The following is a 26,105-nucleotide window of genomic DNA, read 5'->3' on the forward strand; positions in this document are numbered from 1 at the left end:
ACGGGCATCCATGCCCGCCATAAGTAAGTACATACCTATATTACTTGTTATAAAAACGCTTTTCTACACTGCATAAAATAACAATTAACGCATTGAGTTAGCTAATAACAATACCTGAAGTACTCTTTTTAACGACTATCACTAATAGGTCGCTGACACGAGATCGAGGCCAACCTCCACTGTTTCCTCTTGTACTTGCAGTAAATGTCAGTGTTTTGGCACCACGACCTGCAGGCATGTCAAAAATCGCATTATAACATTCCTGCTTCCCTGAACTTGTTGCCTGATAAATCAGTGACCCGTTATGAGTAACTTTAAAAGTACATTCATCCCAGACATCGTTACTCGTATTACTTTCATATGAGCTTCCCGAAAATAAAATGGGTGGAATAATTATCTGTCGGTCAAAAGATTGATCGTCATGAACAGTGACGGTCAGACTTCCGTTAGCATATAAATACTCCCCTGTTGTCGGGTTTTTAAAGTGAGGAAACTCCCTACCCGCTGCTTTAACAACATCGCCTATGATCTTTTCAGCTCTTAGCGTGCCATTAATGATACATGTGTCAGCGATAGTGACGTGGTTCAGCGTGCCAGAATTAGCATCTACATTTCCCCTGAATGTTCCGTTGCAAAACTCGGCTGTTCCATCTTTACGAATACTCCATCCGGATCTTCCTGAAACATAGTCATTTGACTGAATCACGTTGCCAATCTTGGCATTACTGATCGTCCCGTCTTTAATCCATGCTCCATTCATATAAGCAACACCGTTCTCTATGACAAACGGCGTGGTGATCTTCCCGTTTACGGAGTTTACCAGGCCAAAACGGTCTGCCTGAACCAAAAACTGCGATAGACCGGTGCTGTCGATACCCAGCGCGATACCTGCAACGTACTTCTGGCCGCCACTGGTAGACGTTTCCATCTTCAGCGTCCAGGCAGCAGAAACCTTCTTATCGGTATCAGCAATGGCCTTCGCCTGCTCCTGGATGAGAGCCGAGTTACCATCAACTTCAGCCTTAACCGTATCAATTCTCTTACCGAGAGCACCGTCAGCGTTTGCACGCGCGGTGGCTTCGGATGTGATAGCAGCGTTGATATCTTTGCCGGTCTGAGCCTGAAGATTGGTGATCTGCCCGGCCAGAGCAGAGTCGGCATCGGTACGCGCTTTCGTCTCCGTGGCAACGGCAGCCTTGATGTCCTCTGCCGTCTGAGCCTTCAGCGAACTGATCTGCGAAGCCAGAGCACCATCTGCATCGGTTCGAGCCTGGGTCTCTGCCGCAACGGCTGCTTTGATATCCTCACCAGTCTGGGCCTTCAGTTGGGTGATTTGCTTCGATAGCGCCTCATCCGCTGTGGCTCGGGCAATCTGCTCTTCAGTGAGTGCCGCGCTGATATCCCCTTCAACTTTCGCCTGCAACGTGGTGATCTGACGAGAAAGCGCTTCGTCCGCAGTCGCACGCGCCTCTTGTTCAGCAACAATGGCCGCTGAGATATCGTCGTTGAGCTGGGCTTCCAGCTTGGAGATATGCGTCGCAATAGCCTTATCAGCCTCTACGCGAGCCGTTGTCTCTTCCAGAATCGATGCCCGGATGTCCTCACCAATTTCTGCGCGGATCTCTTCCACTTTTGAGGCCATTGCAGACATATCGTCGGCAAACGTCTTCTGAGTGGTGGCGATCTTCGCGTTATTGACCATTTGCTTGTGCTGGTCTTCATCCTGACGCAGAGCGAGGTCAATATTGGTTTTGGCCAGAGCCTCGATATTGGTCGATACTTCCGCGCTGGCGCGTTCGACTTCGGCAACGGTCTTTTTCATCTCTTCGACGGCGGCAACGCTGTCATCGACGGAGGATTTCATTGCCTCAATCTGTTTGGCATTTGCCTTATCGCCTTCGACACGGGCTTCACGCTCTTCAGCAATCAGCGCGGAGGCATTGTCGAGCGCAGCGTGTGCCGCTTCCACAGCACCTGCAACGGCTTTGCCCTGCTCGGAAACGGTCTCCTGCAACTCAACCAGAGCCGCATTAGAGTCCTCAACCTGTTGCAGCGCGTCGTTGACCTTGTCCAGCGTGCCAGAGACTTCATTTTTGAGGTCGTTCTGGGCCTGTTCAAGCCGACCGCTGGTGTCTTCCAGTTTGCTGTCCAGATCGGCAACGGACTGATCAAGCTCTTTCAGGCTTTCTTCCATCTGTTTGTTGATGGCGTCGACCGCATCCTGAGAGGCTTTAGAGTCGATTTCCTCCAGCAGCTCCTGTCCCAGCTCGGAAGAGGTGATCTTCCCGGTAAGGAATGAGAGGACGTCTCGCGTCATCGCTTCCGTACCCAGATTGGAGTTCGGCGGGCTTAACATGCCACGCTTGTTCACCGCGCGAACCCAATAGTACCAGGTCTCGCTATCCCCAAGACCGGCATGGGTGAACGTGGTGCTGGCAGCCTCTGCAATCAACTTTGCCGTTTCCAGATCGTTGGTCTGGGAGGCGTACACGTTGATGTGATCGAGGTCGATTGAGTCCGGGTTGACCCAATTCAGAATCACGTTGCGGTAGTCACCAACGGCCGTCAGAGAGGTAGGAGAGCCTGGCGGCGTCATCGTACCTTTCACCTGGTAAACGGTACTGATGATGTCCGTCTTCTTGCCGCTGAACGAAACCGCATAGAGCTGAATGTCGTATTGGCCATTCTCGGCAATATTGAGGATCTCGAACTGCTCTTCGGTAACGCGTGCGGACTGCCAGTTAGAGACGTTGTTCTCATCGGAACGACGCCAGCTGATCCAATATTCCGCAGACTTACCTTCCCAGGTGGCAACGAGCTTGATTGAGAGGTTGCCCGGACTGGAGATATACGTCCCTTCCGTCACCTGCAGGTTGGTCGGCTTCGAATAAGTCGGGTCGAGAACGGTGTTGTTCTCGGGGATCAGCGTCGCGCCGTTGTCGATGGCTTCGTACTTCGATGCGTTATTCTGGACAACGGTAACGTCAAACGTCCCCTGAGCCTCGCCCTGGGCAACGTTGATAACACGCACGCGCATTGGTTCCAGATCTGGCTCGGTAATCGTCCAGACGCCATTCATAACCGGCATATCACCAGAATTGAGCGCTTTGGAGAAGGTTACTTTGGTAATGTCTTCCCCGGTCTCAAGAATATCGCGCTCAACGATTTCTCCTTCCTGATTCAAGATCCGGATGTAGCTACCAGCCTTATTCAGCGTAACCGGTGCGTCGAGAGTGATGCTGTTCTTTGTGAACGCCACAATGCGGCCAGAGTTGCGTTTACCAGCACGGTATTTGTTCTGAATCAGCACCGTTTCGCCCGGCATCAGGAAGGAAGCATCCAGCCCTGCCGTAAAGCTGATAACGTCGGACTCCATGCGTGCGGTATACAGCAGCCACAGACCGACACGATGCGCCTGGCCACGGCTTGTACAGCCGAACGCAACCACTTCGGTTTTGCGCTCACCATAACGACGCATCGCCTCCTGGTCTTCGACGTACTCGATGTTCTGCTTGTAGCCGTCTTCCTTGTTGTTGTAGGTCACAAGAGCCACTGACGGACGGTCTTTACGCGCAGATCCCTTGTAACTGAACATGCCATCTTTGACGTTCGCGTTGGTGAACATCATGACCGGATCTGACGGACTATCCTGCATGACGTTAACCATGCCGCCAGCCCAGAAGACCATTCCGCGGAAGGCGCCAGCGATATCCTGAATCAGTCGGTACGCATCCTGACGGCTGGTGATCTGGGTGTTGATAGCGAAGCGCTTCTCTTTGCCACCGAAACCATCGTCAATCTCTTCGTCGCAGTAGCGCCCAATCTGGTAGATCTGCCCGAGGTCAATCATGGACTCAGAAACGTACTGCCCCAGGCCATAACGGGCGTTGGTAAGCAGGTCGAAGAGAATCCAGGCAGGGTTGGAAGATGACAACAGCTTGAATGTGCCATCCCATACGCCGATATAGGTGTTTGTGTGCTCGTCGTAGTTGGACGGGACTCGGATCTTAAGGCCACGCACCAGATACGAACGAGACGGCATCGAGCTGCCGAACTGCTCTGAGTTGACCTTGAGACCAACCAGCGCGGAGTTCGGGTAGTTCATCGGCGTATCAACAATCTCACCGATAGAGTCCACCCACGTATCGTTAAAGATGTACTGAGTGTTGCTGTCATCGGTCAGACGAAGCACGCGAACCTTGTAGGCACGACCTGGCTTGGGCAGTTTTAGCTCATAGCTGCGGTAGTAGACGCCCGTCTTTTTTGCCGTCAGCGTAATTTCGGAAGTGCTCTCCCCTTCTGCGATGGCGTCCTTGAAGGCATTATCGCCATTGGCAATCTGGAATTTGTAATTCACGGTCGTACCGTTGGTATCACCGGTCTTTTTGTCGATGCTACGCAGAGACGGGAACTTAAGAATGACGCGGACACGGTCTGCCTCATCGTTATCGATGGCAATCGTAACGTCGTGCATTCTTTTCAACTGGATGTTGACTGACTTCGGCGTTTCAACGAAATCGAACCCGGACATCGGCGTCTGGTCTTGTGAACCATCGCGGAAGTCCCACGTGATACCGCTAAAGTTTGGAGACCCGTCTTCGTTAAGGATTGGCAGATCATCAACGAAGATCGACTTTGCGCCATCCACCAGCCCGCCAATGACACCCTCCCCGAGCAGGTCGAGGATGGACGCCATAGCACGCGAGTTTACGGTATCGTCGGCTTCAACCGGCGTGCGGCTGGAGCCACTGCTTTTCTTACCGCCAGCACCTGCAATCAGGAGAGGCAGTCTCTTCTTCTTGAACTGTTCCATGTTCAAAAATTTCCCTTCTTACTAAAGCTGGTCGATGGTGATCGAAGAACTCACAACCTGTGAGCCGACCAGAATTTCCTCGCCATAAATGAGCTGAACCGGGTTGCCCTGGTTAGTGGTGTTTTGTGGCCCGTCGAAATAAAACGAGTTCGAGTTATCTGCCTGCCTTACGCTGTCATTGGTCGCCTGGGGCGAAATTAACTGCGAAATACCTCCCATCATTAGCGACAAGCCGAGCGGGGCCAGCGCTGGGAACCAGAATGAGGCAACCATGACGAGTGCCCCTACGACTGTCTGGAACCAACCAAAAGCCTTACCGCCACTACCGCGAGGAACCGGCGTGATGCGGATCTTCGCGATGTTGTCGGACTGCCCCATCATTTGAAACTCGCTCTCATCAACCGACCACTTATGCCCCTGCTTATTGGTGATCTGGATGTGGTAACTGTCGTAGGTCTTCATGTTGCGTTTCATCCAGGCTTTTAAGCCCGGACGGTTGGCTTCGACCAAATCCAACGCCTGTTTGGTGTTGCGCACTTTTAAATGCCAGTGGCGGCCGAAATGTCTGGCCATCGGGCCACCAAGTTGCACATGAACTAACTCAGACACGTTTCATCTCCCTTGAGTAAGTCTCTGTGACGCAGGTGGTGCGTCGTGTGTTTCTGGTACATGCCACCGTAATAAGCGCGACAGCTCAGACGGTCGATCTGGTGGTGCAGGATCATTCCGTCTCCGATGTACACCGCGCAGTGGTCAGGCATCTTTCCGTACTGAATGAAGAAGACGTCACCACGCTGGGGTTCCGTCCCCGGCGCCAGACGAACAAGCCCTTCATTGCGGTAGTTCTGATCGAGAATGTCGGTATCGCCCGTGTACCACGATGGAATATGCAGGTGCGGGTTTGGATTCAACTCGACGTTGAACTCACGCTTCAGGTAGTCGCGGCACAGCATCCAGCAGTCGAAGACACCAAACACATAGGGCCGCCCCAGATAAGGCATCTCAAAGCCGTCTGGGGTGATCACATTCATCTCACTGAAGTGAAATGGCGCATCGCCCTCGACGTTCTTCCGAACAGCCAGAATCAGCCACGGAACTTCCGTTGCCTCGCATCCGGCGCGGTCGGCGTCTGACGCTTCAGCTGATTCGTCAGTGTGGGAGTGCCAGATGGCAACCACGTCTCCCGCATCTTCCGCTGCGATAATGTCGTCAGCGTGCATAACAAACGTGTTTTCCGGGTTTTCCGACACGTTCCGGGCTTCCATGAAGCGATATTTCTCGCCAGTGGTACGTACCAGAAAGCCACACGCTTCGTTCGGGTAGCGTTTGATGGCTGTCAGATAGATTTCCTGCATAACGTCCGAACCAAGCTCAGGGAAAGCTCTATTACCCATAACGCGTTGCTCCAATGAACCCGCCAAAGTGGATTACGCCATTGGCAAAGTAGTTACGGCGTGCGTTGCATGAGTCGTAGCGTTTCGTGCAGTAATCCGCGCCTGACATGGTGGTTTGCTGGTTGTTTTTGTCGAAATAGGGGCCGGTGTAGCCGCACTCTGGACCGCGGTATTTCCACGGGCAGGTGTTTTTGATGATCTGGCGGTACGGCAGCTGCACGCCCATCAGATCGAACACACTCGACAGCTCAAACTCGACAACCTCATGGGTTTCGAGAGTCTTCTGTTCGATGAACCACATCTCATCCGGGAAGTGCTGATTTGGATCTGCGGTTGGATTCCCGTCTTTGAAGTTGGCCGCGTCGAGAAAACGCGCCAGCGTCATCTTGCGGATGATGCGACAGCCAACCAGATCGTCGTTTGCCTGAACTTCAGCGGAGACAGTTCCGGCAAAGTTGGAGACCTGGATTTTTGGACGCGGCAAAGTACCCTGACCAGTCTTATCAAAGCCTGACGCCTTGATTGGCCACGGTTCGTAGGACACGCCTTGCCAAACGACTGGCTCCATCAGTTCGTTTGTACCAGCGTGGAAAAACAGCTTGCCCCCAGAGGTGGTGTTCGACATATCAAGTTCGAACAGCTCAATGAGCGCGGAGGGCGACAAGCTCTGAATATCAGCTTTAATACCCATCGTTTCTTCCTTGAAATAAAGAGGCGCCAACATCCTGTCAGCGCCTATAGATAATAGTAAATAAGTGCTTACTTATCTAGTGGGTTGAATTATCCTTCATAAATTTGTCGGAAGGTCGCAGTGAGAACGAGATAGCCCTGGTAACGCTTCACAGTATGGCTGTCGCACACCACAACCATCTTTTTGCCACGAGGGTTCGTCCAGTAGAACGACTCAACGGCCGCGCGTGCCGTCAAAAAGTCATCGACGGCATTAATAACGTCGTAAGAGCGCGTAAATGTCAGGCTCCACTCTTCTTTAATGCGATTGAGACCTTTGGCCTGGCGCTGTTCGTAATCGTCACCGAAATTCAGCACCGTCACGTTAGGCTTCACGGTCTTTTCCGACTCGTAGTCGGGATACCAGTTAAAAGTCAGTCTTTCCATCTCACATCCTTGTGAGGCTGCCCCTTCCGGGGCAGCCGTGGTTAGTTACGTTGAGAGTTAGGGTTGAGCGAACCGCCTGGCCGCTTCTCCTGAGCGATGGTTTCAAGCGCGATCGCCTTCATGCGCTGCGCTGCCTGACTCCATGCGCCTTCGGAATTGCTGTTCTCCGAAACACTGCCGTCGCTGTTGACGTTGATCTCAATGCTGACAGGTGAGAAAACGCCGCCACCGCCGCCTTTAACACCCTCTGCGTTGAGCGTAACCGGGATGGAACGCCCATCCGGAAGCGGAACGTAGGCTTCGTTCATATCCCCTTCACCAAACAGCGCCAGCTGTGGAGAGTCAGCGATGCCACCTTTCTGGTACGCACGCAGCGGAACCACGCCGTCTTTCCCGAAAATGCCGCCTTTGGCGAACTTCGGAATTGCCGGGATGCCGCCAGTACCATCAGATGCCGATCCGGTGAGATTGTTGAACCCGGAGTTAGAGCCGGAGGAACCCGATCCGATGTTGTCGAAGCCACCACCAGCCCAGGCAGACACCAGCCCAGAGGCAATGGTAGCGCCGAAGCTCAACCACTTATTGCCAGAGCCGGACATGTTTGCTCCCAGCATGGCAAACGCGGCAGAAAGCGCCCCCGTGACAGAGCTAAGGTTCTGCATGGAGAAGATGGATGTCTTCACCGCTTTGGTTTCCGCGTCTTTGGCTTCAGTACTGGTGAACAGTCCATTCACCCAGCTGCCGATCGCGTTGGTTGCAGAGCCAATCGCGCTGGTCGTCTGCTGAGTGGTCTGCCCCAGACCGGAGACCGAGCTGGAGGTCTCTTTCGTCGCCTCACCCACGCTCTTATCGCCGTTGACCGCATTCATCCGGACGCCCTGGTTGGCAACCGCTGATGCGACACCAGAAAGCAGATTGCCGCTCTGAGAGCTGCCCGCTGCCGTCGTTCCCATCCCCAGCATGTTCATGAGAGGCAGGGTGATCTGCGTCTTCACAACCATGTTGGTGATGTCGCGGAGGATGGATTCTGCCAGGCTGGAGAAGTCCATTTTCCCCTTCATGACGAAGTCGGTCAGCGTATCCGTCATGTTGCTGAACAGGTTGCTCCAGCTGTTTTCCAGCTGATCGGCCAGATTCTCGTACTCAAGCGCCAGCTTCTGTGTCGCCGTACCCGTCTCTTTGATGAGAGCGGTGTTGCCTGCCGCCACCAGCTGGTTAATCTGCTTGGTGTAAAGCGCCACGATTTTCGGATCAGAAGCCTGGTCACGCAGATCCATCAACGCTTTCAGGTTACGGTTGTAGGTGTCGTTGAAATCGGCCACCTTCTCTTCACGAGACGGCTTGTAACCCGCGCTGATGATGGAATCGGATTCCGGCGCCCAGGTGGAGATCATCTGCTCGACGTTGCGGCGGTTGAACATCTCGCGATAGTCGTCGCTCGCGTTAGCCAGGTCAGCCAGGCGTGACTTGGCTTTGTCGATCATCTCCTGAGTGATGAACTCATTCGGTACGGCGTTGGCCAGTTCGGTCAGCGATTTGGTGGTATCGCGTAGAGACTGGTCAAACGACACGGTCGCTTTAGAGCTTTCACCCATCTGCCCCATAAGCTGATCGGCTTTATCCAGCGCTTTCTGGTAGCCGGCCGCCAGCTTACGCTGCGCATTTTCTTCCTTCCGTGCGGCACGCTGAGAAGCATTGGCAGTACGCTGCCCGGCTTTTTCCGCAGCTGCGGCGTCCTGCTCACGCGCTTTGGTTAGTGCGGCGATCGCTGCTGCACGTTCCTCGTCGCTCATTTTCTCCAGAGAGCTGGCGCTGGAGGCTTTCTGCAGGTTCAGTTGGGTTTTGAGCTGCTTCGGCCCAATGATCGGCTTACCTTCGAAGTCCAGCATCGCCGTACCGTCTGGCAACGTGCGCTGATAGGTTGCGGAGTCCATCTGGTTGCGCATGTACTGCGCCAGAGCTTTCTGGGCCGCCTTGTCGCTCGTACCAAGCCCCAAAACGGTTCCCTGGTTGGACATGACACCCTTACCAGTTTTGGCAGCGTTATCACGCTCAAACTCGGCCTGAGTCAACTCCTGAGCGACAGCTTCCAGATGCTCCTGATAGCCTCGAATACTGCCTTGTAGCTTCTGAATCTGCTCGGTATTGCCCTCTTTCTTCGCTTTTTCGAGCAGATCGTTGTAGTGGGCAATCTGCTTCTCGGTCGCGTTTTTACGGGAGGACAGTGAATCGACCAGTTTTTGCGCCGGTTCCAGGTATGACTTGTTCACCGTTTCACGGAGCGGTGCGAGAAGTTTGTTCTTCTCATCGTCAGACAGTGATTTGTCGTCATTGATTTTCTGGATCTTGTCCAGAGCCTCCTGACGTGCTTTCACAAATGTCGCAGAGAAGACCTGATTGTCGGCCCGGATTTTCTCAATCTGGGATTCTGCTGCCTCTTTAGCCAGACGTTTGGCTACAGCCCCGTCACCCAGCGCAATGGTGCCGGTAATCTTCTGGTACTCTTCCTGATTCTTCTTCAGGCGAGCCTCGATATCGGCTTTTGACTCTTTGTGAGTGACAGCGCCAACAGAGTTGGACACATAGCTCACGCTTTCGCCTGTTTTGAGCGCTCGCTGGTCTGCGATGATCTCTTTTTCGAGCTTTTCCGCACGCTCTGCCATCTGCGCACGTTTGGCCGCCGTCATCGCTTCCGGGATTTTGCGGATCTCGTCAACGACTTTTGACGTTTCGCTGCGGAGCATGGTCATATACGTGATAAGACCGGCTACAGCCACGGTAGCGACGGTGAACGCTGCACCAATGGGGTTTGCTGCGATGAACGCAGTTAGCCCAGCGAATGCCCCCTGTAACCCCGTGATCGCGCCACGGATAGCGAAGATCAGCGATGGGATTGGAGCCAGACCCATACGAGCCGCACGATTAAAGCGGGTGACAGCTGTCGCGCCCAGATTGAACGGCGCCTGGATGACAGTCGACATCGTCGCAAACGTGTTAACCATCTGCCCGGCAGTGCCAATCACGCCCATGATGCCCGCACGCATCAGTTTGAACGCCACCATAGCGGCCACTACTTTGCCCAGGTTGACAATCAACTCCTGGTTTTTCGCCAGCCACTGCGCCAGCTCACGTAAGCTGTCGATTGCGGTGGTAAGTCCGGAACCCAGCGAGTTAGCGAACGAAATGCCCTCTGCGCTATTCATGATGGAGGCCAGCTCTTTCATCCCCTTTGAGAGAGAATCCAGATAGCCCGCCTGACCGACACGATCGGCAAACAGCGTAAAGGAGGTTTGCAATTGCGCCAGCGCACCAGTGTAGGTTTGCATCATGTCTTTGGCGGCGTTTTCGTTCTCCGCACGCAGACCAACGAACATCAGCGATAGCGCCTGTTTCGCTTCCACAGTACCGGTGGAGACTGCTTTGGTCAGTTCCCCCATAGTGATACCGGCAGCGTCTGCCATCGCCTTCATCGCGTTAGGAACGGCTTCACCTAATTGCTGACGCAGTTCTTCCATCGACACGACGCCCTTACCGGACATCTGCTGGACAGCCACGGCAGCACGTTTAAGCAGCTCGCTATCGCCGCCGAAGCGTGCAACGGAGTCCACCAGTGCTTTCAGCGATCCGTCAGTAGGATCGAGACCTGCCGAGCGGAATTTAACGAAGGAATCGGTCAGCGCCTGCATCGCAAACGGGGCGTTTTGCGCCATATCCACGATGTACTGCATATCCTCTGCGGCTGCTTTACCAGGGTTGGCCTTGTCCTTGTTCAGCCCGCGCAACATGACGCGCATACGCTCCATTTCGGAGGCGGCTTCGACGATTGGCTTCTGCCAGCCAAACAGGATGTCAGTTACCGTTCTTGCCGCATCACCAATCTCGCCCAGCAGGAAAATATTGCCGCGCAGACCAGAGAACATGCCATTTTCAGCACCGCGCCCGCCGTGGCCATTTGTACCGCCACGTCGACCACCGCCACCATTACCACCGCCCTCACCGTAGCCGCTGGTGCGCACACGTACCGGCTTGCTGATCAGTTGCTGGCGGCCAATCACGGCATCCATCTGATCGCGGACTTTCTTCAGCCCCTCGGCAGCCTGGCTCGTTGTGACGCCCCAATTACTGAGACGCTTCGTCGTGGTGTTAAGGCGCGTATTCATGCCACTCACGGATGAAGAGGCTTCTTTTACTTCCGTACCGAAGCGGCTGGCGCTCTTGCCAGCGAACGTTGCCCAATCGGAAAACTCGTTGAGTTCAGACTGAACCTTGCGCAGCGATGTGGTGAGTTTATTAACGGATGAGGTGGTTGTGTCGACGCGCTCAATCAGGGTTTTGAGACCTGAGTTGAGGCTGGTAATGTTGCCTCGCGTCTTGCGCGAAACATCAGACACAAGCTCGAAGCCGGCAGCTACATCCTGTAGTTTGTCTGCCGTGGCATCGAGCTTGGACTCCAGAACGCCGATGATGCGGGAGACCGAACCCAACGAGCGTTCCAGATTGTTAATTTTCTGAGCGGGCTTTGTGGCCTGCTCCCCGAATCTGGTAAGTAGCTTACCCGCCCGGTCGATTGACGCTGTAAACTGCTTGTCTTCCAGCGACAGGATAAACTCTACGTTTTGTGACATTCCCTTGTCATCCTCTGCCAAAAATTTGCATCAGTTGCTCTTTGGCGTCAGGGTCTGCCTTATCCTTGCGTGGATCGTAGACTTTATCGGTTACGACTGGTCTTCCAATCCTGAGTTGCAAACCCTCCATGAACGCCTTCACGCCCTCGCCATCTGCCTGGGCAGCGCGAGCGACTTGCAGGTTGCGGACATCCTCTTCCGCGCGCAGACGGTCGATGTTGCGACTGAGCATCCAGAACATCGTTAGAGGGACGCCCAGCAGCTCTAATGGCGACACGGCGTAGTGAGCAACTACACGACTGAAATAGAATCCGAGATCTATCGATACGGTCTTTACCCCGGATTCATCGCGGGAAATTACTTTGCCCCTTCACCAGCCGCTTTTTCGTTCTCTTCATCAATCACTTCCATAGCGAAGGTGAAGATCTGCTGGAGCTGCGGAACAGTCAGTTTTTCCAGTACAGCGTCCGGCACGGATGGGATGACCTTGCGAACCAGGTCGGCGTAAGCAGTTACCTGCTCAACAGGCGACATGTTCTGAAGGTCTTTGCCTTCCATCTGCTTGATGGAGACGAACAGGCCAACAGTCATTTCAACGATGGGGTATTCCTGACCGCCGAACTTGATGCTTTTCTTCGGAGGCAGAATGGAGTCGAGATCGAGTAATTTGGTCATTGGTTAAAGTCCTTTTAAAAGAGAGGCTCTTCCTGAGCCTCTGCTTAGTTACGTCGCGATTATTCGGCAGAATTAACCGTTACTGCTTTGGTCGCTTTCTTGCCGCCGCTATTGCTGGTAAAGGAGATATTTGCCGAACCTTCAGCTACTCCGCGAACCAGACCAGTCTGGTCAACGGTTGCTTTCTCCTGATTGTCGGATTCCCACACACCGGTTTTATCGCCGGCATCTGCAGGGGTGATCTGGGCAGTCAGCTGCACGGTCTCACCGGCTTTAACTTCCGGAGATTCCGGAGAGATAGAGACGGTTTTAACCGGCTTTGGGCCGCTCATTTTCCCCAGCACGCCGTCGTCATCCGGGTAAGCGGTGAACTGAACGGAGAACACGCGAACATCATCAGACTGGTAGGTCATGGTGAAGTTACCTGCGGTCGCAGCTTTCGGGATGGTCAGAACGTAGTCGGTGGTATCCTGCGGGGTCAGAACCAGCTCTTTGGCTACGTCGATCAGGTTGATGCCCTGTGCGGAAGTGATGGTCACAGCGTTATCTTCTTCGCTCAGGGTAGATCCCGGCATCAGATCGACCATATTCTGCAACACAGACTCGGCCAGCGGCGCAGTGATAGTGATGTTACGACCCTGCACCAGCTCGGAGATGGTGGTCTGCCCCAGCTGGTCTACGGTGACTTTCAGAGTTTCGGTCGCAACCTCAACCTGAACACCGCCTTTGGTGTAACCCAGATCAACGCCACCAAACGACACTTTGCAGGCGCCAAGTTTGATGTTTTTTACATGGGTATTGGACATTGTTGGAAAACTCCTTTTTCCGTTAAATCAGCACCTTCATGGCGCTAATGGTAAGTATATACTTACTTATTTTATTAATTCAACAAATAGCCCGCAAATTCAATCGGGATACCCGCTTCAATTAATGAGCCTTCGTTTTTGGGATAAGTGATCGGCATAGACATTGGCCGAACCAACCGGAAGTAAACGCCCTCTGACACGGTTTCTTCGACCGGGAACATATCCATGATCTTATTGGCTTTCGCCACCGCCTTTGTGATCGTCGCATTACGCACGATGACGGTGAAAGAGTCGTGATAAAAGCCTTTCAACTCATGGTCAATAGCGATCCCCGTATTGGGATTAACCAACAGAACACCGGACTTCACATTGGCTGGCATGTAGTGACAGAAAATGTCAGCGCCGACTGTACCGATCTTCGCCTTCTGCATCAGGCTCGCAAATGCTTCAATAAACACATCAACCTCTCGTAAAACCTGCTTTCCTTGCCGCTTCTGCTATCGTCTGAGTGAACTGTTTTTCACTGATCTGTACGGCTCTCTCAAGGAACAAAGGCCCAACTCGTGGCTTCACACCAGCGACTGGCGGGTTGGTGACGCTCTTCATGCGAGAGAGATAGCCGAGACGATACTTGCCCAACTCCATGTACTCCGCATAATCGCCAACCTCAACGCCCGGATGCCCTTCGCGTGGTTTGGCTCCAAATACCGATAACTCAATACGAAGCCCGGTATAACCTTCTTTGACCACTCTCGCGAAGATCGCGCTTTCGAGTGAGCCAGTCTCCAGCGGGGCCATTGCCCGCGCAAGACGCTCAACCAGACGCGCCAGCTTCTCCATGTCACGGATGAGATAACGCTTAAAGGCTTTCTGGCTGTTATTGAGCCTGTCGCCAGCACGCTTAAACTGATGCGCGTCGTACTTCAGACCCATATGTTTGCCCCTACTTCCAGATGCCCTGGGCACCCACGCAGTCCCCAGCGACGATGCACGCTGGATACCTTCAGCTTTTGCCCCTCCAGAATGAGAACGTCATCAAGCTGTACTGCGGCCTCAAGTGGGATCACCAGAACAGCATCGAACAATTCCAGATCCGCTTTACCGCGACTGCCGGAGCTGTCCGCACGTACCGATGATTTCTCGTTACTTTGCTCAAACTTAACGACGCCGACGTTCGTCTTCCTGACGAACTGCAATTGCGCTTCACCGTAGACGTTCTTCGAACCCAGACGGTAAATCGCTATCTCTGCTTGCCATGAAATGTTCATGCACTCTCCCTGTGGTTGGCAGCCGCACTCATTACCAGGCGAAGGCGCGATTGCTCGTCTTGAGCCTTTCGACCAGAAGTAAATAATGCGACTGGCGTTACGCACGGCGAACAATCATGCGGTTATTGATGTAACTGACCAGCAGTCGCCAGGTACTGCGAGCCACATGCACATTTGCCGCTTTGCCGGTGCGGTACATATTGGTCGTTTCACCAATGGACTCAGACAGAATGCCGTCCTCGCGGGCTGCCGCTACGTCATTACCGTTAGCGATTTCGCAGGCTTCATTAACCACGGCCAGCATTAATGCCTGTTTGAAGTAGTCCGGGAACTCGTCGAATTTCTCAGGCGTCATCTGCTCCCAATCGATCAGATCGTGACGATATGCCCCGTCAGCGCCCCACGGAATGTCATAGACGTTCAGCATGTTTTGCGGGCGATCGTACCGGTCGAAGTCGATACGCAGGACTTTGCGGATTGAGAACGGCAGCGTTTTGACGCGTCTGGTGGCCTCAATGAGACGTTTGCGCATCAGCCCTTCGCCATCAGCTAACAGAGTGTCGCCGTTCAGCATATCGATAGCTTGCATCTGGGCGTCTGCGACCGTTGCGAATGACTGGCCTGGAATTGACAGCTCGAAGCTATTCAGCAGAACGTACATCTTGCGCTCTTCATGCGTCAGCCCGGATGCCACCGCTTTGACAATGACGTGTCGCAGATCGCGCTCTTTATCTGAAAGAAGGTTGTGTTCGGCCGACACGACAACCGGAATGGACATCTGCCCCTCAGTAATATCGAGAGGTTCGTTATCGACGATGATCGCACCTGCGCCATCTCTGACGGTATACGTGGCCGACTCAATATCCAGAACGTTAAATGCAAACGACAGGGAAACTGCTTCCCCGCTACGGTACGTGTCGATCTGCGCCATTACTCACCGCCCTGTGCTTTCAGGATGCCTTCGATCATTTCAACGATACCTTTGGCTTTCACGCCAATCTGGTTGCCGATCTGACGCAGACCAGCAATACCTTCACAGTCCGCAATCGACTCCAGCTCTTCACGAGTAAAGCGCTGTACCGGTTTGGCTTCCACTTCAGCCGTACCACGTTTCATTGGCACAATATCCGGGGCCGCCGTCTCGACAATGTCGTCCGCAGTTAAATCATTGCGGCTGCTGTACGCGGCAGAAGGAGATACATTTTTGCCTTCAACGGTAGTGGCACGCATGGAGGCACAAATCCGCTGCTGATCGATGAATGGCAGTTCGGCAACCGAGATGCCGTCGACAAACTGGATACCGCAGAGAATGCCCGTGTACCCCAAAAATTGAGGCTCCAATAAACGAATTTTTGCTGGTTTCATTCTTCTTCTCACTTAATGGGCGGCATCGCCGCCCATGTGTTGGTTACGCAGCCGGTGCTGCGGTCACTTCAACGGTCGCAGTGGCTTTGTGGCTACCGTCTTCCGTGGTGACTTCGATAGTGGCAGTACCTGCAGCCACACCGGTCACAAGTCCAGTTGCGCTATCAACCGTCGCGAACTCGGCATTTTTTGACGCCCAGGTTACGCGCTTATTGGTTGCGCCAGCCGGTTCGATGTTCGCGGTCAGCTGTACCGTTTTGTTGGCTTCAACGCTGGTGGTGCTCGGATCGACAGAGACGCCAGTAACAGCAACGACAGGCTCAGTGACTTCAACCGTAGCAGTAGCTTTATGGCTGCCATCCTGCGAAACCACTTCAATGGTTGCCGTACCAACGGCTACGCCAGCTACGTTACCGTTCTGGTCAACGGTCGCTTTGTCGCTATTTTTGGAAGTCCAGGTGACTCTTTTATTGGTTGCGTTTGACGGTTGTACATCAACGCGCAACTTGACCGATTTCCCCTTCTCAACAGAGGTAGAGTCTGGCGTTACCGTAACGGACTCCACGCTGACAGGCTTAACGGTCACTTCGACTGACGCAGAAAGCTGAGTCTGCTTATCGGTGGCGGTGATCTTCACTTTTCCCGGAGTCACGCCAGTAACCAGACCCGTACCGCTGACTGTGGCGACCTGGTCATTGGCCGACGTCCAGGTGAATGAATCTGCGCTTTTGCTCATGGTGATACCTGCACTAAGTTGAACGGTTTTACCCACCAATACGGACGGCGCAGCCGGTGTAATGGTGACAGACTGAGTGAACGGAATTGCCCGGAAGCAAGCCGCAAGATGATTCTGCTGGCGCTCGCTCAGAGGCTCGTTGGAGATGGAATTGGTGAATTCGGCCCGGCACATATGCCCCGTGAAATCCGCAAACGCCTCTTCCGTGATCTTCATCTTTTGTTCTGGCATTTCTCGCTCCTACAAAAAGGGTGGGCGTATAGCCCACCCCTAAATAGTAGATAATTACTTACCTACTATACTGATCAAATTTTTACGTTGGTCAGCGCGGCGATAGCCTTGTCGTGCTTGTTCGCCAGAGAGCAGTACCACTTAACGCGGGTACGGGTTGCGTCTTTGTTCTGAACAGTACCGATGTTCTCAACAACGATACCGGCGTTTTCACCGCCATACAGACCAGTCACACCGTTCTCTTCGGACAGGTGCAGGCAGTAGATGCTTGCTTTGCCAGAATCAGTCGGGATGAAGTCGTTCACGATGAACGGTACACCGTTGTGGCACAGCATCGGACGACCGAAGTTTTCCATCATGATTTCGGACGGGCCGAGGCTAACGGTACGCAGCAGAGCGCGATAAGCACGCAGGTGCTCGGAACGCATCATGATGCAGTCTGCGCCCAGATCTTTCACCGCGTCGACCAGCTCGTCGAACATGGAGAAGGTCATGGAAGCGCCTTCGATGTCGATCTTCTGATCGTCGTGCATCAGCTTCGGAATACCGTCGAACGCTTTGTTGTTGGTGCTGGAGTCGCCCAGAATCAGGTTGCGGCGGAATGCGCGAGCCAGACCTTTCACCTTCTGACGAACCTGGATTGCCAGCTGGTTGTTGGTGTCGGACATAGTGGTCGCCAGGAATTTGTCGACGTCTACGTCGCCTGCCAGGATACGCAGCTTCGCAACGTGTTCGGTGAAGGTTGCAGCGCCTTCGGTGATGGTGTCGTTCACATCAATGAAGGTTGCTTCGCTCAGGGTAGCTTCGCGGTTGTAGAGGTATGCCTTAGAATTAATCTTCATGAAAGGCAGAACAGCGAACAGGTCATCGCGATCGATGATGGTCTCGATCACACCCTGCTCAAGTTCGTTGTTAGACAGCTTTTCAGCTTCATCACGCAGTAATGGCATCTTTCATTTCCCTATGATTTAAGATGTTACTTGAGTCCGATTTTCCCCAGACCGGAGGTCAACTTATCCATAGTCGACTTGCTCTTCGGCTGGTTTACTTTGTGGGTCGGTTTGCTATTGGAACCAGCACCCTGCTTGGCTTCGCTGCGCAACAGTGCGTCAGCTTCCGGATCTGCACGCAGAATGCGCTCAATCGCGGATTCGAACGGTAACGGTTTGCCTTCACCGTCAACCAGAACTGCACGTTCTTTCTGACCGGCTGGCTTATCAAAGCCCACAACACTACCGTCTTCACCCACTTCGAAATGAGAGCCGTAGATAACGCGAGCCTTAGCCGGAGTCATCAGAACTTTGTCACGCAGGAAGGCAGAGCCGCTGAAGGAAGCGCCAACAGTCATTTCGACCAGTTGGGCCTTCAGTGCGGCGTTCTCGCTCTCCAGAGCGGAGTAGCGTTCGTCGCGCTGTGCCAGTTCAGCCTGGTGCGCTTCGATCATCTGCTTTTTCACAGCATCGAACTCACCACGGCGTTCCAGTTCAGCCTGCTCCGCCTCCCGACGTGCGGTTTCTGCGGCTTGTTCAGCTTCGAGAAGCTGGCGAGCACGCGCCGGGTCAATATCACCGTACTGAGCCAGCTGATCGGCCAATGTGCGCTCTTTCTCCTTGCGCTTCATGTTCTCTTTCAGCAGGTCAGCACCGGCTTTCTTGGACTTACGCAGTTCTGCCAGCAACTCTTCCTGAGTCATACCGGCATACTCGTCGTCGTCACCCTTCGGTTGCTCTTTTTGCTCGCCCTGTTTGCCTGGGTCTTGATTGCCCTGCTCATTGTCTCCAGCAGGAGCACCGCCACCAGCGCCTCCGCGCTCATGCGCTTCAGCTACATCCATCAGGCCACGACGGGCCATAAGCATTTGCCACAGATTCATAGAAATTCCTTTTCGTTACTTATCACTCGGTCTCTTGAGTAGATGAGTCCCCATTCCCTCGGGGTTGATCATGCCCGCTTTCTTGGGCTGTATCTTGATCATAAGTAAGTACTGACTTATTTTCAAGGGTGTTAAGATCATTTTTTGGAGGAAATTTCAAGAGATCTTTTTGAAATTCCTTCTGCATCGCATCGGAAATGTTCGGGAAGACCTTCTCGATGAGCATTTCCATCTGATGACGACGAACAGAATCAGGCGCCTGAAGCAGCGACAGTTTCTCGGCAACGGCAAACTCGTCAGTCAGACCGCGAATGTCGAAACTTTCCGGGTATGCGATCAGAGAGTGGTCTTCATCCAGTTCGACACCCATCCATTTCGCTGCCAGTTGCATCATCTGGCGCTCTGCCCTTTCGAGACGTTCTGCTTTCGTCACCAGCAGACTGTTAACGCGCTGGAAGTCGTACATCTTCGCTGCGCCCGAAGAGTTATCGATGCCCTGTGCGTTATCCTGCTTGGTTCGCTCACCTGCCACGCCAACGGAATGGTAGATCTCGTTAATCACCGTCTTAATCGTGGTGATAATCATCTGGGCCTGTTTCGGGTCCGGAGACAGGTAGAATGGCTGATTACCGCTCTCAGAGTCGAAGGTGAAGACGCGTTTTGTCCCCATTTCGAGCACTTTGGTGTGGTTTTCATCGCCCGGCAGCAATGACTGAACCGGGATCGCCAGCTGGCTGAATGTCTGATCCTGAATAATCGCGTCAAGGTTCGACAGGTAGTTGGCCACGGCGCGATCAAGATAGGCGATATCGTCAATCAACGACGGGCTGAAATACGGAGACTCGCTTTCACCAATGCAATCCACCGGGAACACCGGCACCACGCCCAGATTATGCTGGCCGCTATCCTCCAGAACGACTTTGGCCTGACGGCGACCGCTATTTCCGGAACCTTTCTTCACTTCTTCACGGAACAGATACCACTCGTTTTGCGTCCACAGACGGTAACGCTGGTATTCCTGTCCGGTTGAAGTGAACGGATCTTCGTCGTCGCGCGCGATTTCAACAATTAGCGCCCACAACATATTGCCGTCTTCATCCCAGGCAACATCAAGCAGCTGCTGCGGCGAAATCCAGTATGCGTAGGCACGCGCATCATTTTTCTTCTCGTCTGCAACAGACTCAACATCGACGTTCATCGTGCTGTCCACGACAACCCAGATACGGCCATAAATGGATGATTGCAGATCGATAGCCGCCATAAACGCATCGATGGAGGCGTTCTGGCGCGTGGCTCGCTTCCAGAAATTGCGGATCTGCTCCGGTGCTTCATCAGTGTTGCGGTGAATGACCTCTTTGAAGAGGTATTTGTTGATGAGGTTTACCACTTCGCGCGTATGGTTGAAGCGATAAGCGCGTTCCAGGCGCTCTTTGAACTCCTGATCGCCCTCTTTGAAGTAACGGAAGATATTGTCGTTGAACCAGGCACGCCCGCCAGCGTAGGTGCTGGCGAGGAAGTCCCAATGTTCTTTTTTCTTCTCATATTCAGGGTGGCGTCGTGCCACAAGGTCTTTGATTTGCTTGTCAGTCAATTCCATTTGCTTTTCCTTTCCGTTTAGGTAAGTACTTACCTATCTAGATCCGCCAAGAATAACACGATTTTTCACCGGATACCTACGATGAACCGGATAACCCAACGCATCCGCACTGTGTTCGATGCCGCCAGTCTTATCCATATCGCGTGAGCCTGGCTTGTAGATCACCTTCTCCAGCGAGTCGATGAGGTGTTTGCACTTCGGATCGATGTACAACCGGGTTTCGCCCGAGGCACTCATCAACATGCGGTTCACTGCGTTAACACGGTCTGCGATCGGCGGGTGCTTCTTCGGATAATCGACTCGAAGGAAACCTTTTTCCTTGAAGATATCGACGTCCGATTCACCGCGTGCGTGCTGGCGATACGCACCTGCCGGGTCAGGGAAGATAGTGACCTGAGACTTCCAGCGCCAGAAACGACGCTCCAGCTCATCACACACTTCAGCCGTGTTGGAAGAGAACAGCACAACCTCGTCCACGGCCCACAGCTCACCATTTGGCTGCGGCTGCAGGATGACCGATGACATAGGGTCGATGTTGAAGTCCTGACCAACCCAGATCGGCAGTTTCGGATTGAACTGGAGTGGCTTCACATGCACATTGCGGTCGAACGGGTAGTAAACGCGTCCGGACATGTTTTCGAAGCTGGCCAGGTATTCCTGCGCGAACGATTTAGGGTCCATATCGTTCTTCGCCGCTTCGATTTCCGCGCTCGGTACGAACGGAGAATCGGCCGTAACGAACTGCCAGCTCTTCCACTGCCCTTTGCGTTGCAAATCTTTGTTCTGACCGATAGTCCACAGCTTGTGGAACTCGGAGAAGCCTTTTGGCGTACCGATGATCAGCGCACCGCCACGGGTAGAGGACAGTGTCGGACGCAGTACCTTGTACCAGGTGTCAGGCTTCATATCCTGAAATTCATCGAGCACCACGAAGTGCAGTGCCACACCACGAAGCGTATCGGGCTTATCCGCACCTTTCAGCGCGATTTCAGAGCCGTTCTTCAGCACAATGGTCATCGTGGTGTCGTTTTTCTTACGAACCCATTTACGAGGCAGAACTTCCTGCAGGTCATCCCACAAGATCTGGCGAGCCATCTGGTAAGTCGGTGCGACGTACCAGACACGTTGCTTTTTCTCTTTGGCTGCCGCGCGGATGATGGTGGAGATCGACAACCGGGATTTACCCCAGCGTCGACCCGCACACACCACTTTGAAACGATGTGGTGACTGGAAGACTTGCATCTGCCCAGAATGCAGCTGTACGAGACTCAGAGACGACGGGATGGCCATAGTTAGACGCTCCCATCACTTTCATCACCAGACGCGTCAGAATCGCCCTCTGCTTCGCTCAGTGCTTCCTCTTCGAGCGACTCAAGCAGATCGTCATCAATCAGATCCGGCTCATCATCTTCCTTACGCAGCTGCGCCACCTGGGAAGGCGTAAGTTCGCCAAATACCAGGTTCGGGATTTCGTCGTCTTCGTTCTCTGCGCGATCCATACCGAGCGCTTTCGAGGATATTTCGAAGCACTTAGCGAGTGTGCCGCTGGCACGCTGGAGACTCTTCAGGTCATCTTCGATGGTTGCCAGTGGCTTGCCGTCCTTCTTGGCTGTGGCCACCTCATGCATCACCATTCGACCGAGTGCGAACGCCCAATCGTCGTAACGAGTCCGGCGCTCTTCGATTTTCTCTGCACGCGCCTTTGCACGCAGCTCTGCGTCGGATTTGAGCGACTCGCGCACCATCTTCCCAACGGAGTCCGCGCCTTTCTCTAATCCACGCTTTTTGAAATGTCTGGAGAGCGTTTCACGACGAATGCCGTACTCTTCCTCCAGCTTGGAGAGTGTGTATTCACCGGAAGTCCACTTTGCTTCGGCTTCTGCCCACTCAGCTGGCGTCAGGCGAGTTTTGCTCTCGTCTTTTTCTACAGTCATAGATCCCTCTAAAACACTCAGAGCGCATCCTTGCGCTCCTAAACAACTTGTTTAATTCTGTGCCTAACCAATTTGTTTTCTGGGTGTTTAAAACCGGGCTGGGGAGTATTCAGAGCCTGCTTCCGTATATATTTAATAAGTCACTTAGTATTTATATATACGGAAGCAGGCTCTCAAACTGGCTCCCAGACCGACTTACATCACCAGTAATTTGGCTCTGGCACGACCTAACGTGGTCAGTCCCAGCGTGCGACGGTGGTAGCCGGAATCACCGCGCTGGCGGCACATTCCTTTCTCCACCAGCCCCTTTTTCACCAGTGCGCGGATAGAGAACTGCATACTCTGTTTGGTCGTTTTGTACGGCAGCACTTCAAGCAGCTCGTCCAGATCGAGCAGATGCCCACGCTCATGGCCTAAATTGATGGTTTTGATGATGTCTTTTTGTTTGTCGGTCAACGTCATGGCAAATCCTTATGCCGGTAATGCAATTTCAAGAGGTTTATTCAAAGGCTGTTTGTCGAATGCCAGCAGTGGCAACGTGTCCGGCAGCTGACGACCAAAGTCCGGGTTTCGGTACACGCCATACAGCGGAGAGGTGAAGCTCAGGTTGTGAATGTCCTTGAGCAGCTTCACGATGCTGGCCTCGTCCACCAGGCTGTCGGCAATGTCCTGAATCGTCGTGCCACGATTACGCCCGGCTTTGGCCAGGGAACTGTTCTTGTGGTAGTCAGCGACCAAATCACGCAGCGCACGACGACGGCGAGACTCACTCATGGCGAACAGCTCTTTGACGATCGCTTCGTTGTCACCAGGGTCGGAACGGAAATGACGCTGGAAGACGCGCAACGCACTCTCGTAGCTCTTCGGACGCTCCGGACGGATGAACTGGAACCCTGCTTTCATGGCGAACGGGTTGTATTTGCTCATCGACGACTGGATCTCGATGATTGGCCGGTCGTGCATCCTGCTAACCAGGTTAATCATTCGATAGGAGACGCCGACGCCGCGGTACTGAGTGTCCACAACGGAACGGCTGATCACTGCAAAGTTGTTGTTCACGTACCGGCCCCAATACTGGTTGGCCACGGTGGTATTGGTGGTTGGCTTCAGCTTAGGAAACATGCGATGGCGAGGCGCCAGCAGCAGTTTCGGGTAAGCCATAACCACGACGCCCACCAGCCGGTCGTCCAGTTCGCAGCGATAATACGTTGGCGCGAACGGCTTACCATCCGTCTTGTAGTGCAGCGACTTCAGCGCGTGCCAGTCTTCAACCGTGCCTTTGGTAACGGTCATACGCTCCAGAAAGTCCAGATGACGCGGGAACTCTTCCGGGCGGTAGCGTTTGATGATGATGTCTGTCATGTCGATCACCTGCGCTCGATATTGGCATTGATGAAGTCCAGGCGAAGCGATTCCATCGCCCCAACCATGACGTATGGACGCCCACCGTTATGCCAGCAATCCAGAACACTGCCGTCGTTGTTAATCATCAGCAGCGCCAGGCTCTGGCTTTTGCCTTCTCTGGCGTACTGGAGTGCTTCTTCCAGCAGGCGGATGACTTCAAGGTTGTTGTTATCTGCCTCTTTCGATGGTTTCAGCTCTACGATCTTCAAATCAGGCATATTCCACCTTCACGCGTTCTTTGTAGTGCTTGGTAATCTGCATATCCGGGCGCAGCGCGTTCTTCAGGTCTTCGTGGGTCGTCGCCACCATTACCGTCGCACCAACCTTTCGAGCGGCACGCTGGAGGTTCGACGCCACAACCTGAGCGGTTACACGGTCGAGAACAGCGCCAAATTCGTCGGCTGCCCAGACTTTGGCGCCTGACTCGATCAGCTTGGCAATCTTGAGGCGGTATTTCTGGCCGTCAGACATCTCGGATGGCTTGCGCACAAAGAGATAGGCGTCATTCAATCCGGCCATAGACAGCAGCCCCAGCGCTTCGCTGGTGGTTTTGCCCAGCTGGTCGATGACGTTAACCTCATTGTCGAAGGTAAAGTCATCGATGGAGGCTACAGAAAGCCCTTCATCCTTCATCTGGCGTTGCAGTTCGCGCAGCACAACGGATTTGCCGGAACCGGATTGGCCGGTGATGTACACCACATCGCCCTGCTTCACTTCCAGCTCCAGATTGTCGTAAAGCGTCCACTCTTTTTCGTCCAGGCCAAGACCGAACGATTCGGCAATCTCCAGCGTGCGCGTGGTTTTGTTCACGCGGGTCTGAAACGATACATTGATGGTGTATTTGCTCACGCAGCCAGCTCCCCTGAAGAAACTTTCTCCGCATATGCCACGAAAGCGTCTACCCCGCTCTCTCCCGTGATTTCTTCCATGTGGGCAAGCAAATCCCCAACCACAATGGCAGAGCCAGCAGGGAGCGTTTTAAAGCCCAATACGTCGATGACGCGGACTTCTTCAGAGGCTACTTCGCGACTGATCTCGGTGTGCTCTTCTTTCTGGCGTTCCGTCTCTTCGCCCAGATCGAGCACCAGAGAGCCGGTTTCCATCTCTTCGGTCATGCTGCCGACAAGCACGTTCAGCTCGCGCTCTTCAAAACCGAAGACCTCGACGTCGCCCAGCACCAGGGATTCCAGTTCCTGCTGCAATTTGATGGCGTCGTAGTCAATACTGGCCAGGCGGTTGTCTTCCAGACGCTTCGCCTTCACTTCTTCTTCGCTCAGATCGTCGCGAACGATGACCGGCACACGCTCCAGACCAGCCAGAAGTGCCGCCTCGCGACGACCGTGGCCAGTAATGATGACGTCGTGCTTGTCGACCGTGATCGGCTGGTCAAAACCGCGCTTTTTGATGGCGGCCGCCAGGTCGCGGATCTGCTGTTCGTCATGTTTTTTGGCGTTCATCTCATACGGGATGAGTTCTGCCGGGTTTCGATAGACGATTTCAAAGTTTTTGGTCATTACATACGCTCCTTGTAGTAGTCGACCAGCCACACCAGGGCTTCCCCGGCGTTCTCCATTTCGTTACCGGTATTGATTCCCTGCTCTTTGATGATGGTTTTGATGGTGTCGGCGACGCGATCTGACGCATCAAACGTCACTTTGAAGCGCATCGTCTGGTGTTCAGCGCCGACTCGCTCGGTTTTCTCGCGTTTGTCCTCATCGACCGGCTCGTCATCGCCACGGGAGAGCGCTTCCAGCGCTTCAAGATCGATAACGGACGCTTTGGCGAGTGTTGCCGCCATTTCGTCGTCATACGGGGCGATATCGGACAACCGGTAGTCGATTTCAGACTGGATTTCTTCGATTAAGCGCTGCAAAGCGACCTGATCGTCTTCGCCGTAGCGTTCGTTATCGACGAGAGACATCTGTTTGGCCACCAGGTCGTTAATTTTGCCCACGGAGATGACGGGAACCGTTGAAATGCCCTGCTCCATCGCGGCACGCCAGCGGTGTTCGCCACCGAGGATCTCAAAAATGCCCCCGTCCAGCTCCCGCGCCAGAATTGGCTTAAAAAAGCCCAATTTTTCGATCGAGCCTTTCAGTTTTTCGAAGTTTTGCGCCCCAACGGAGTTGGTATTCCAGGGATTCGGACGCAGGTTCGCGACTTCCACCTGCAGAATCGTAATTTTCACATCCATAATTCTGATACAATCCATTGTATAAGTACTTACTTACTATAATAGCCAATTACCATACAAAAGGCACGAAGGAA

25 protein-coding genes and 1 pseudogene are annotated in these 26,105 nt (G+C 53.6%); all 26 read right to left on the bottom strand.

Annotated elements, in window-relative coordinates; all coding sequences use genetic code 11:
* Positions 1-97: 97 nt before the first annotated feature.
* Positions 98-4,813 (bottom strand): phage tail protein, encoded by a 4,716-nt coding sequence (locus HV237_RS25425; protein ID WP_233622554.1) that lies wholly within the window; start codon positions 4,811-4,813, stop codon positions 98-100.
* Between the two features lie 21 nt (positions 4,814-4,834).
* Positions 4,835-5,422 carry a tail assembly protein gene (locus HV237_RS25430; protein ID WP_023316017.1) on the bottom strand — a complete coding sequence of 196 codons (588 nt, stop codon included), beginning with the start codon at positions 5,420-5,422 and terminating at the stop codon, positions 4,835-4,837.
* Positions 5,410-6,207 carry a C40 family peptidase gene (locus HV237_RS25435; protein ID WP_071692144.1) on the bottom strand — a complete coding sequence of 266 codons (798 nt, stop codon included), beginning with the start codon at positions 6,205-6,207 and terminating at the stop codon, positions 5,410-5,412. The genes HV237_RS25430 and HV237_RS25435 overlap by 13 nt, the downstream gene beginning before the upstream one ends.
* Positions 6,200-6,898: a phage minor tail protein L gene (locus HV237_RS25440; RefSeq protein ID WP_016051624.1), complete on the bottom strand. Its 699-nt coding sequence runs from the start codon at positions 6,896-6,898 to the stop codon at positions 6,200-6,202. The genes HV237_RS25435 and HV237_RS25440 overlap by 8 nt, the downstream gene beginning before the upstream one ends.
* 89 nt (positions 6,899-6,987) lie before the next feature.
* Positions 6,988-7,323: a phage tail protein gene (locus tag HV237_RS25445; protein WP_000440566.1), complete on the bottom strand. Its 336-nt coding sequence runs from the start codon at positions 7,321-7,323 to the stop codon at positions 6,988-6,990.
* 41 nt (positions 7,324-7,364) lie between these two features.
* The gene (locus HV237_RS25450) at positions 7,365-11,948 is read right to left on the bottom strand and encodes a tape measure protein (RefSeq protein ID WP_131405964.1); all 4,584 of its coding nucleotides are present in this window, start codon (positions 11,946-11,948) and stop codon (positions 7,365-7,367) included.
* 7 nt (positions 11,949-11,955) lie between these two features.
* The gene (locus HV237_RS25455) at positions 11,956-12,180 is read right to left on the bottom strand and encodes a hypothetical protein (RefSeq protein WP_000952684.1); all 225 of its coding nucleotides are present in this window, start codon (positions 12,178-12,180) and stop codon (positions 11,956-11,958) included.
* Between the two features lie 125 nt (positions 12,181-12,305).
* Positions 12,306-12,623 (bottom strand): hypothetical protein, encoded by a 318-nt coding sequence (locus tag HV237_RS25460; protein ID WP_000163862.1) that lies wholly within the window; start codon positions 12,621-12,623, stop codon positions 12,306-12,308.
* A 59-nt stretch (positions 12,624-12,682) separates the two neighbouring features.
* On the bottom strand, positions 12,683-13,429 hold the full coding sequence (locus tag HV237_RS25465) for an Ig domain-containing protein (protein WP_131405965.1): 747 nt from the start codon (positions 13,427-13,429) through the stop codon (positions 12,683-12,685).
* A 74-nt stretch (positions 13,430-13,503) separates the two neighbouring features.
* On the bottom strand, positions 13,504-13,887 hold the full coding sequence (locus tag HV237_RS25470) for a minor capsid protein (RefSeq protein ID WP_057102242.1): 384 nt from the start codon (positions 13,885-13,887) through the stop codon (positions 13,504-13,506).
* Between the two features lies 1 nt (position 13,888).
* A complete protein-coding gene (locus tag HV237_RS25475; RefSeq protein ID WP_131405966.1) occupies positions 13,889-14,362 on the bottom strand; it encodes a hypothetical protein in 474 nt (157 codons plus the stop codon).
* Entirely contained in the window at positions 14,353-14,697 is a 345-nt protein-coding gene (locus HV237_RS25480; RefSeq protein ID WP_131405967.1) for a hypothetical protein, read from the bottom strand. Before HV237_RS25480 ends, HV237_RS25475 begins: the two co-directional genes overlap by 10 nt.
* 97 nt (positions 14,698-14,794) lie before the next feature.
* Positions 14,795-15,628 (bottom strand): hypothetical protein, encoded by an 834-nt coding sequence (locus HV237_RS25485; protein WP_000057119.1) that lies wholly within the window; start codon positions 15,626-15,628, stop codon positions 14,795-14,797.
* Positions 15,628-16,062, bottom strand: coding sequence for a hypothetical protein (locus tag HV237_RS25490; protein WP_000801184.1), 435 nt, complete (start codon positions 16,060-16,062; stop codon positions 15,628-15,630). The genes HV237_RS25485 and HV237_RS25490 overlap by 1 nt, the downstream gene beginning before the upstream one ends.
* A 43-nt stretch (positions 16,063-16,105) precedes the next feature.
* Positions 16,106-17,029, bottom strand: a complete 924-nt coding sequence (locus HV237_RS25495) for an Ig domain-containing protein (protein WP_131405968.1) — start codon at positions 17,027-17,029, stop codon at positions 16,106-16,108.
* A gap of 74 nt (positions 17,030-17,103) precedes the next feature.
* Entirely contained in the window at positions 17,104-17,979 is an 876-nt protein-coding gene (locus HV237_RS25500) for a major capsid protein (RefSeq protein WP_006812514.1), read from the bottom strand.
* Between the two features lie 26 nt (positions 17,980-18,005).
* A complete protein-coding gene (locus tag HV237_RS25505; RefSeq protein ID WP_045339224.1) occupies positions 18,006-18,902 on the bottom strand; it encodes a DUF6651 domain-containing protein in 897 nt (298 codons plus the stop codon).
* A 22-nt stretch (positions 18,903-18,924) separates the two neighbouring features.
* A complete protein-coding gene (locus tag HV237_RS25510) occupies positions 18,925-20,499 on the bottom strand; it encodes a hypothetical protein (protein WP_131381285.1) in 1,575 nt (524 codons plus the stop codon).
* Positions 20,500-20,532: 33 nt separating this feature from the next.
* Positions 20,533-21,789 carry a phage terminase large subunit gene (locus HV237_RS25515; RefSeq protein ID WP_002211787.1) on the bottom strand — a complete coding sequence of 419 codons (1,257 nt, stop codon included), beginning with the start codon at positions 21,787-21,789 and terminating at the stop codon, positions 20,533-20,535.
* Between the two features lie 2 nt (positions 21,790-21,791).
* Positions 21,792-22,433, bottom strand: coding sequence for a hypothetical protein (locus tag HV237_RS25520; protein WP_023180879.1), 642 nt, complete (start codon positions 22,431-22,433; stop codon positions 21,792-21,794).
* A gap of 195 nt (positions 22,434-22,628) precedes the next feature.
* The gene (locus HV237_RS25525; protein ID WP_000176291.1) at positions 22,629-22,895 is read right to left on the bottom strand and encodes a hypothetical protein; all 267 of its coding nucleotides are present in this window, start codon (positions 22,893-22,895) and stop codon (positions 22,629-22,631) included.
* A gap of 9 nt (positions 22,896-22,904) precedes the next feature.
* Positions 22,905-23,795: a hypothetical protein gene (locus HV237_RS25530; RefSeq protein ID WP_002211789.1), complete on the bottom strand. Its 891-nt coding sequence runs from the start codon at positions 23,793-23,795 to the stop codon at positions 22,905-22,907.
* Between the two features lie 5 nt (positions 23,796-23,800).
* The gene (locus HV237_RS25535; RefSeq protein WP_131405969.1) at positions 23,801-24,055 is read right to left on the bottom strand and encodes a hypothetical protein; all 255 of its coding nucleotides are present in this window, start codon (positions 24,053-24,055) and stop codon (positions 23,801-23,803) included.
* Positions 24,048-24,686: an ATP-binding cassette domain-containing protein gene (locus HV237_RS25540; protein WP_006812519.1), complete on the bottom strand. Its 639-nt coding sequence runs from the start codon at positions 24,684-24,686 to the stop codon at positions 24,048-24,050. Before HV237_RS25540 ends, HV237_RS25535 begins: the two co-directional genes overlap by 8 nt.
* Positions 24,683-25,351 carry a ParB/Srx family N-terminal domain-containing protein gene (locus HV237_RS25545; protein ID WP_000164561.1) on the bottom strand — a complete coding sequence of 223 codons (669 nt, stop codon included), beginning with the start codon at positions 25,349-25,351 and terminating at the stop codon, positions 24,683-24,685. Before HV237_RS25545 ends, HV237_RS25540 begins: the two co-directional genes overlap by 4 nt.
* Positions 25,351-26,054: pseudogene (locus HV237_RS25550) on the bottom strand (ParB N-terminal domain-containing protein). Before HV237_RS25550 ends, HV237_RS25545 begins: the two are co-directional and overlap by 1 nt.
* Between the last annotated feature and the right edge of the window lie 51 nt (positions 26,055-26,105).

Origin of the sequence: Citrobacter sp. RHBSTW-00570 (genome assembly GCF_013739755.1) — a bacterium.
Lineage (GTDB): Bacteria > Pseudomonadota > Gammaproteobacteria > Enterobacterales > Enterobacteriaceae > Citrobacter > Citrobacter braakii.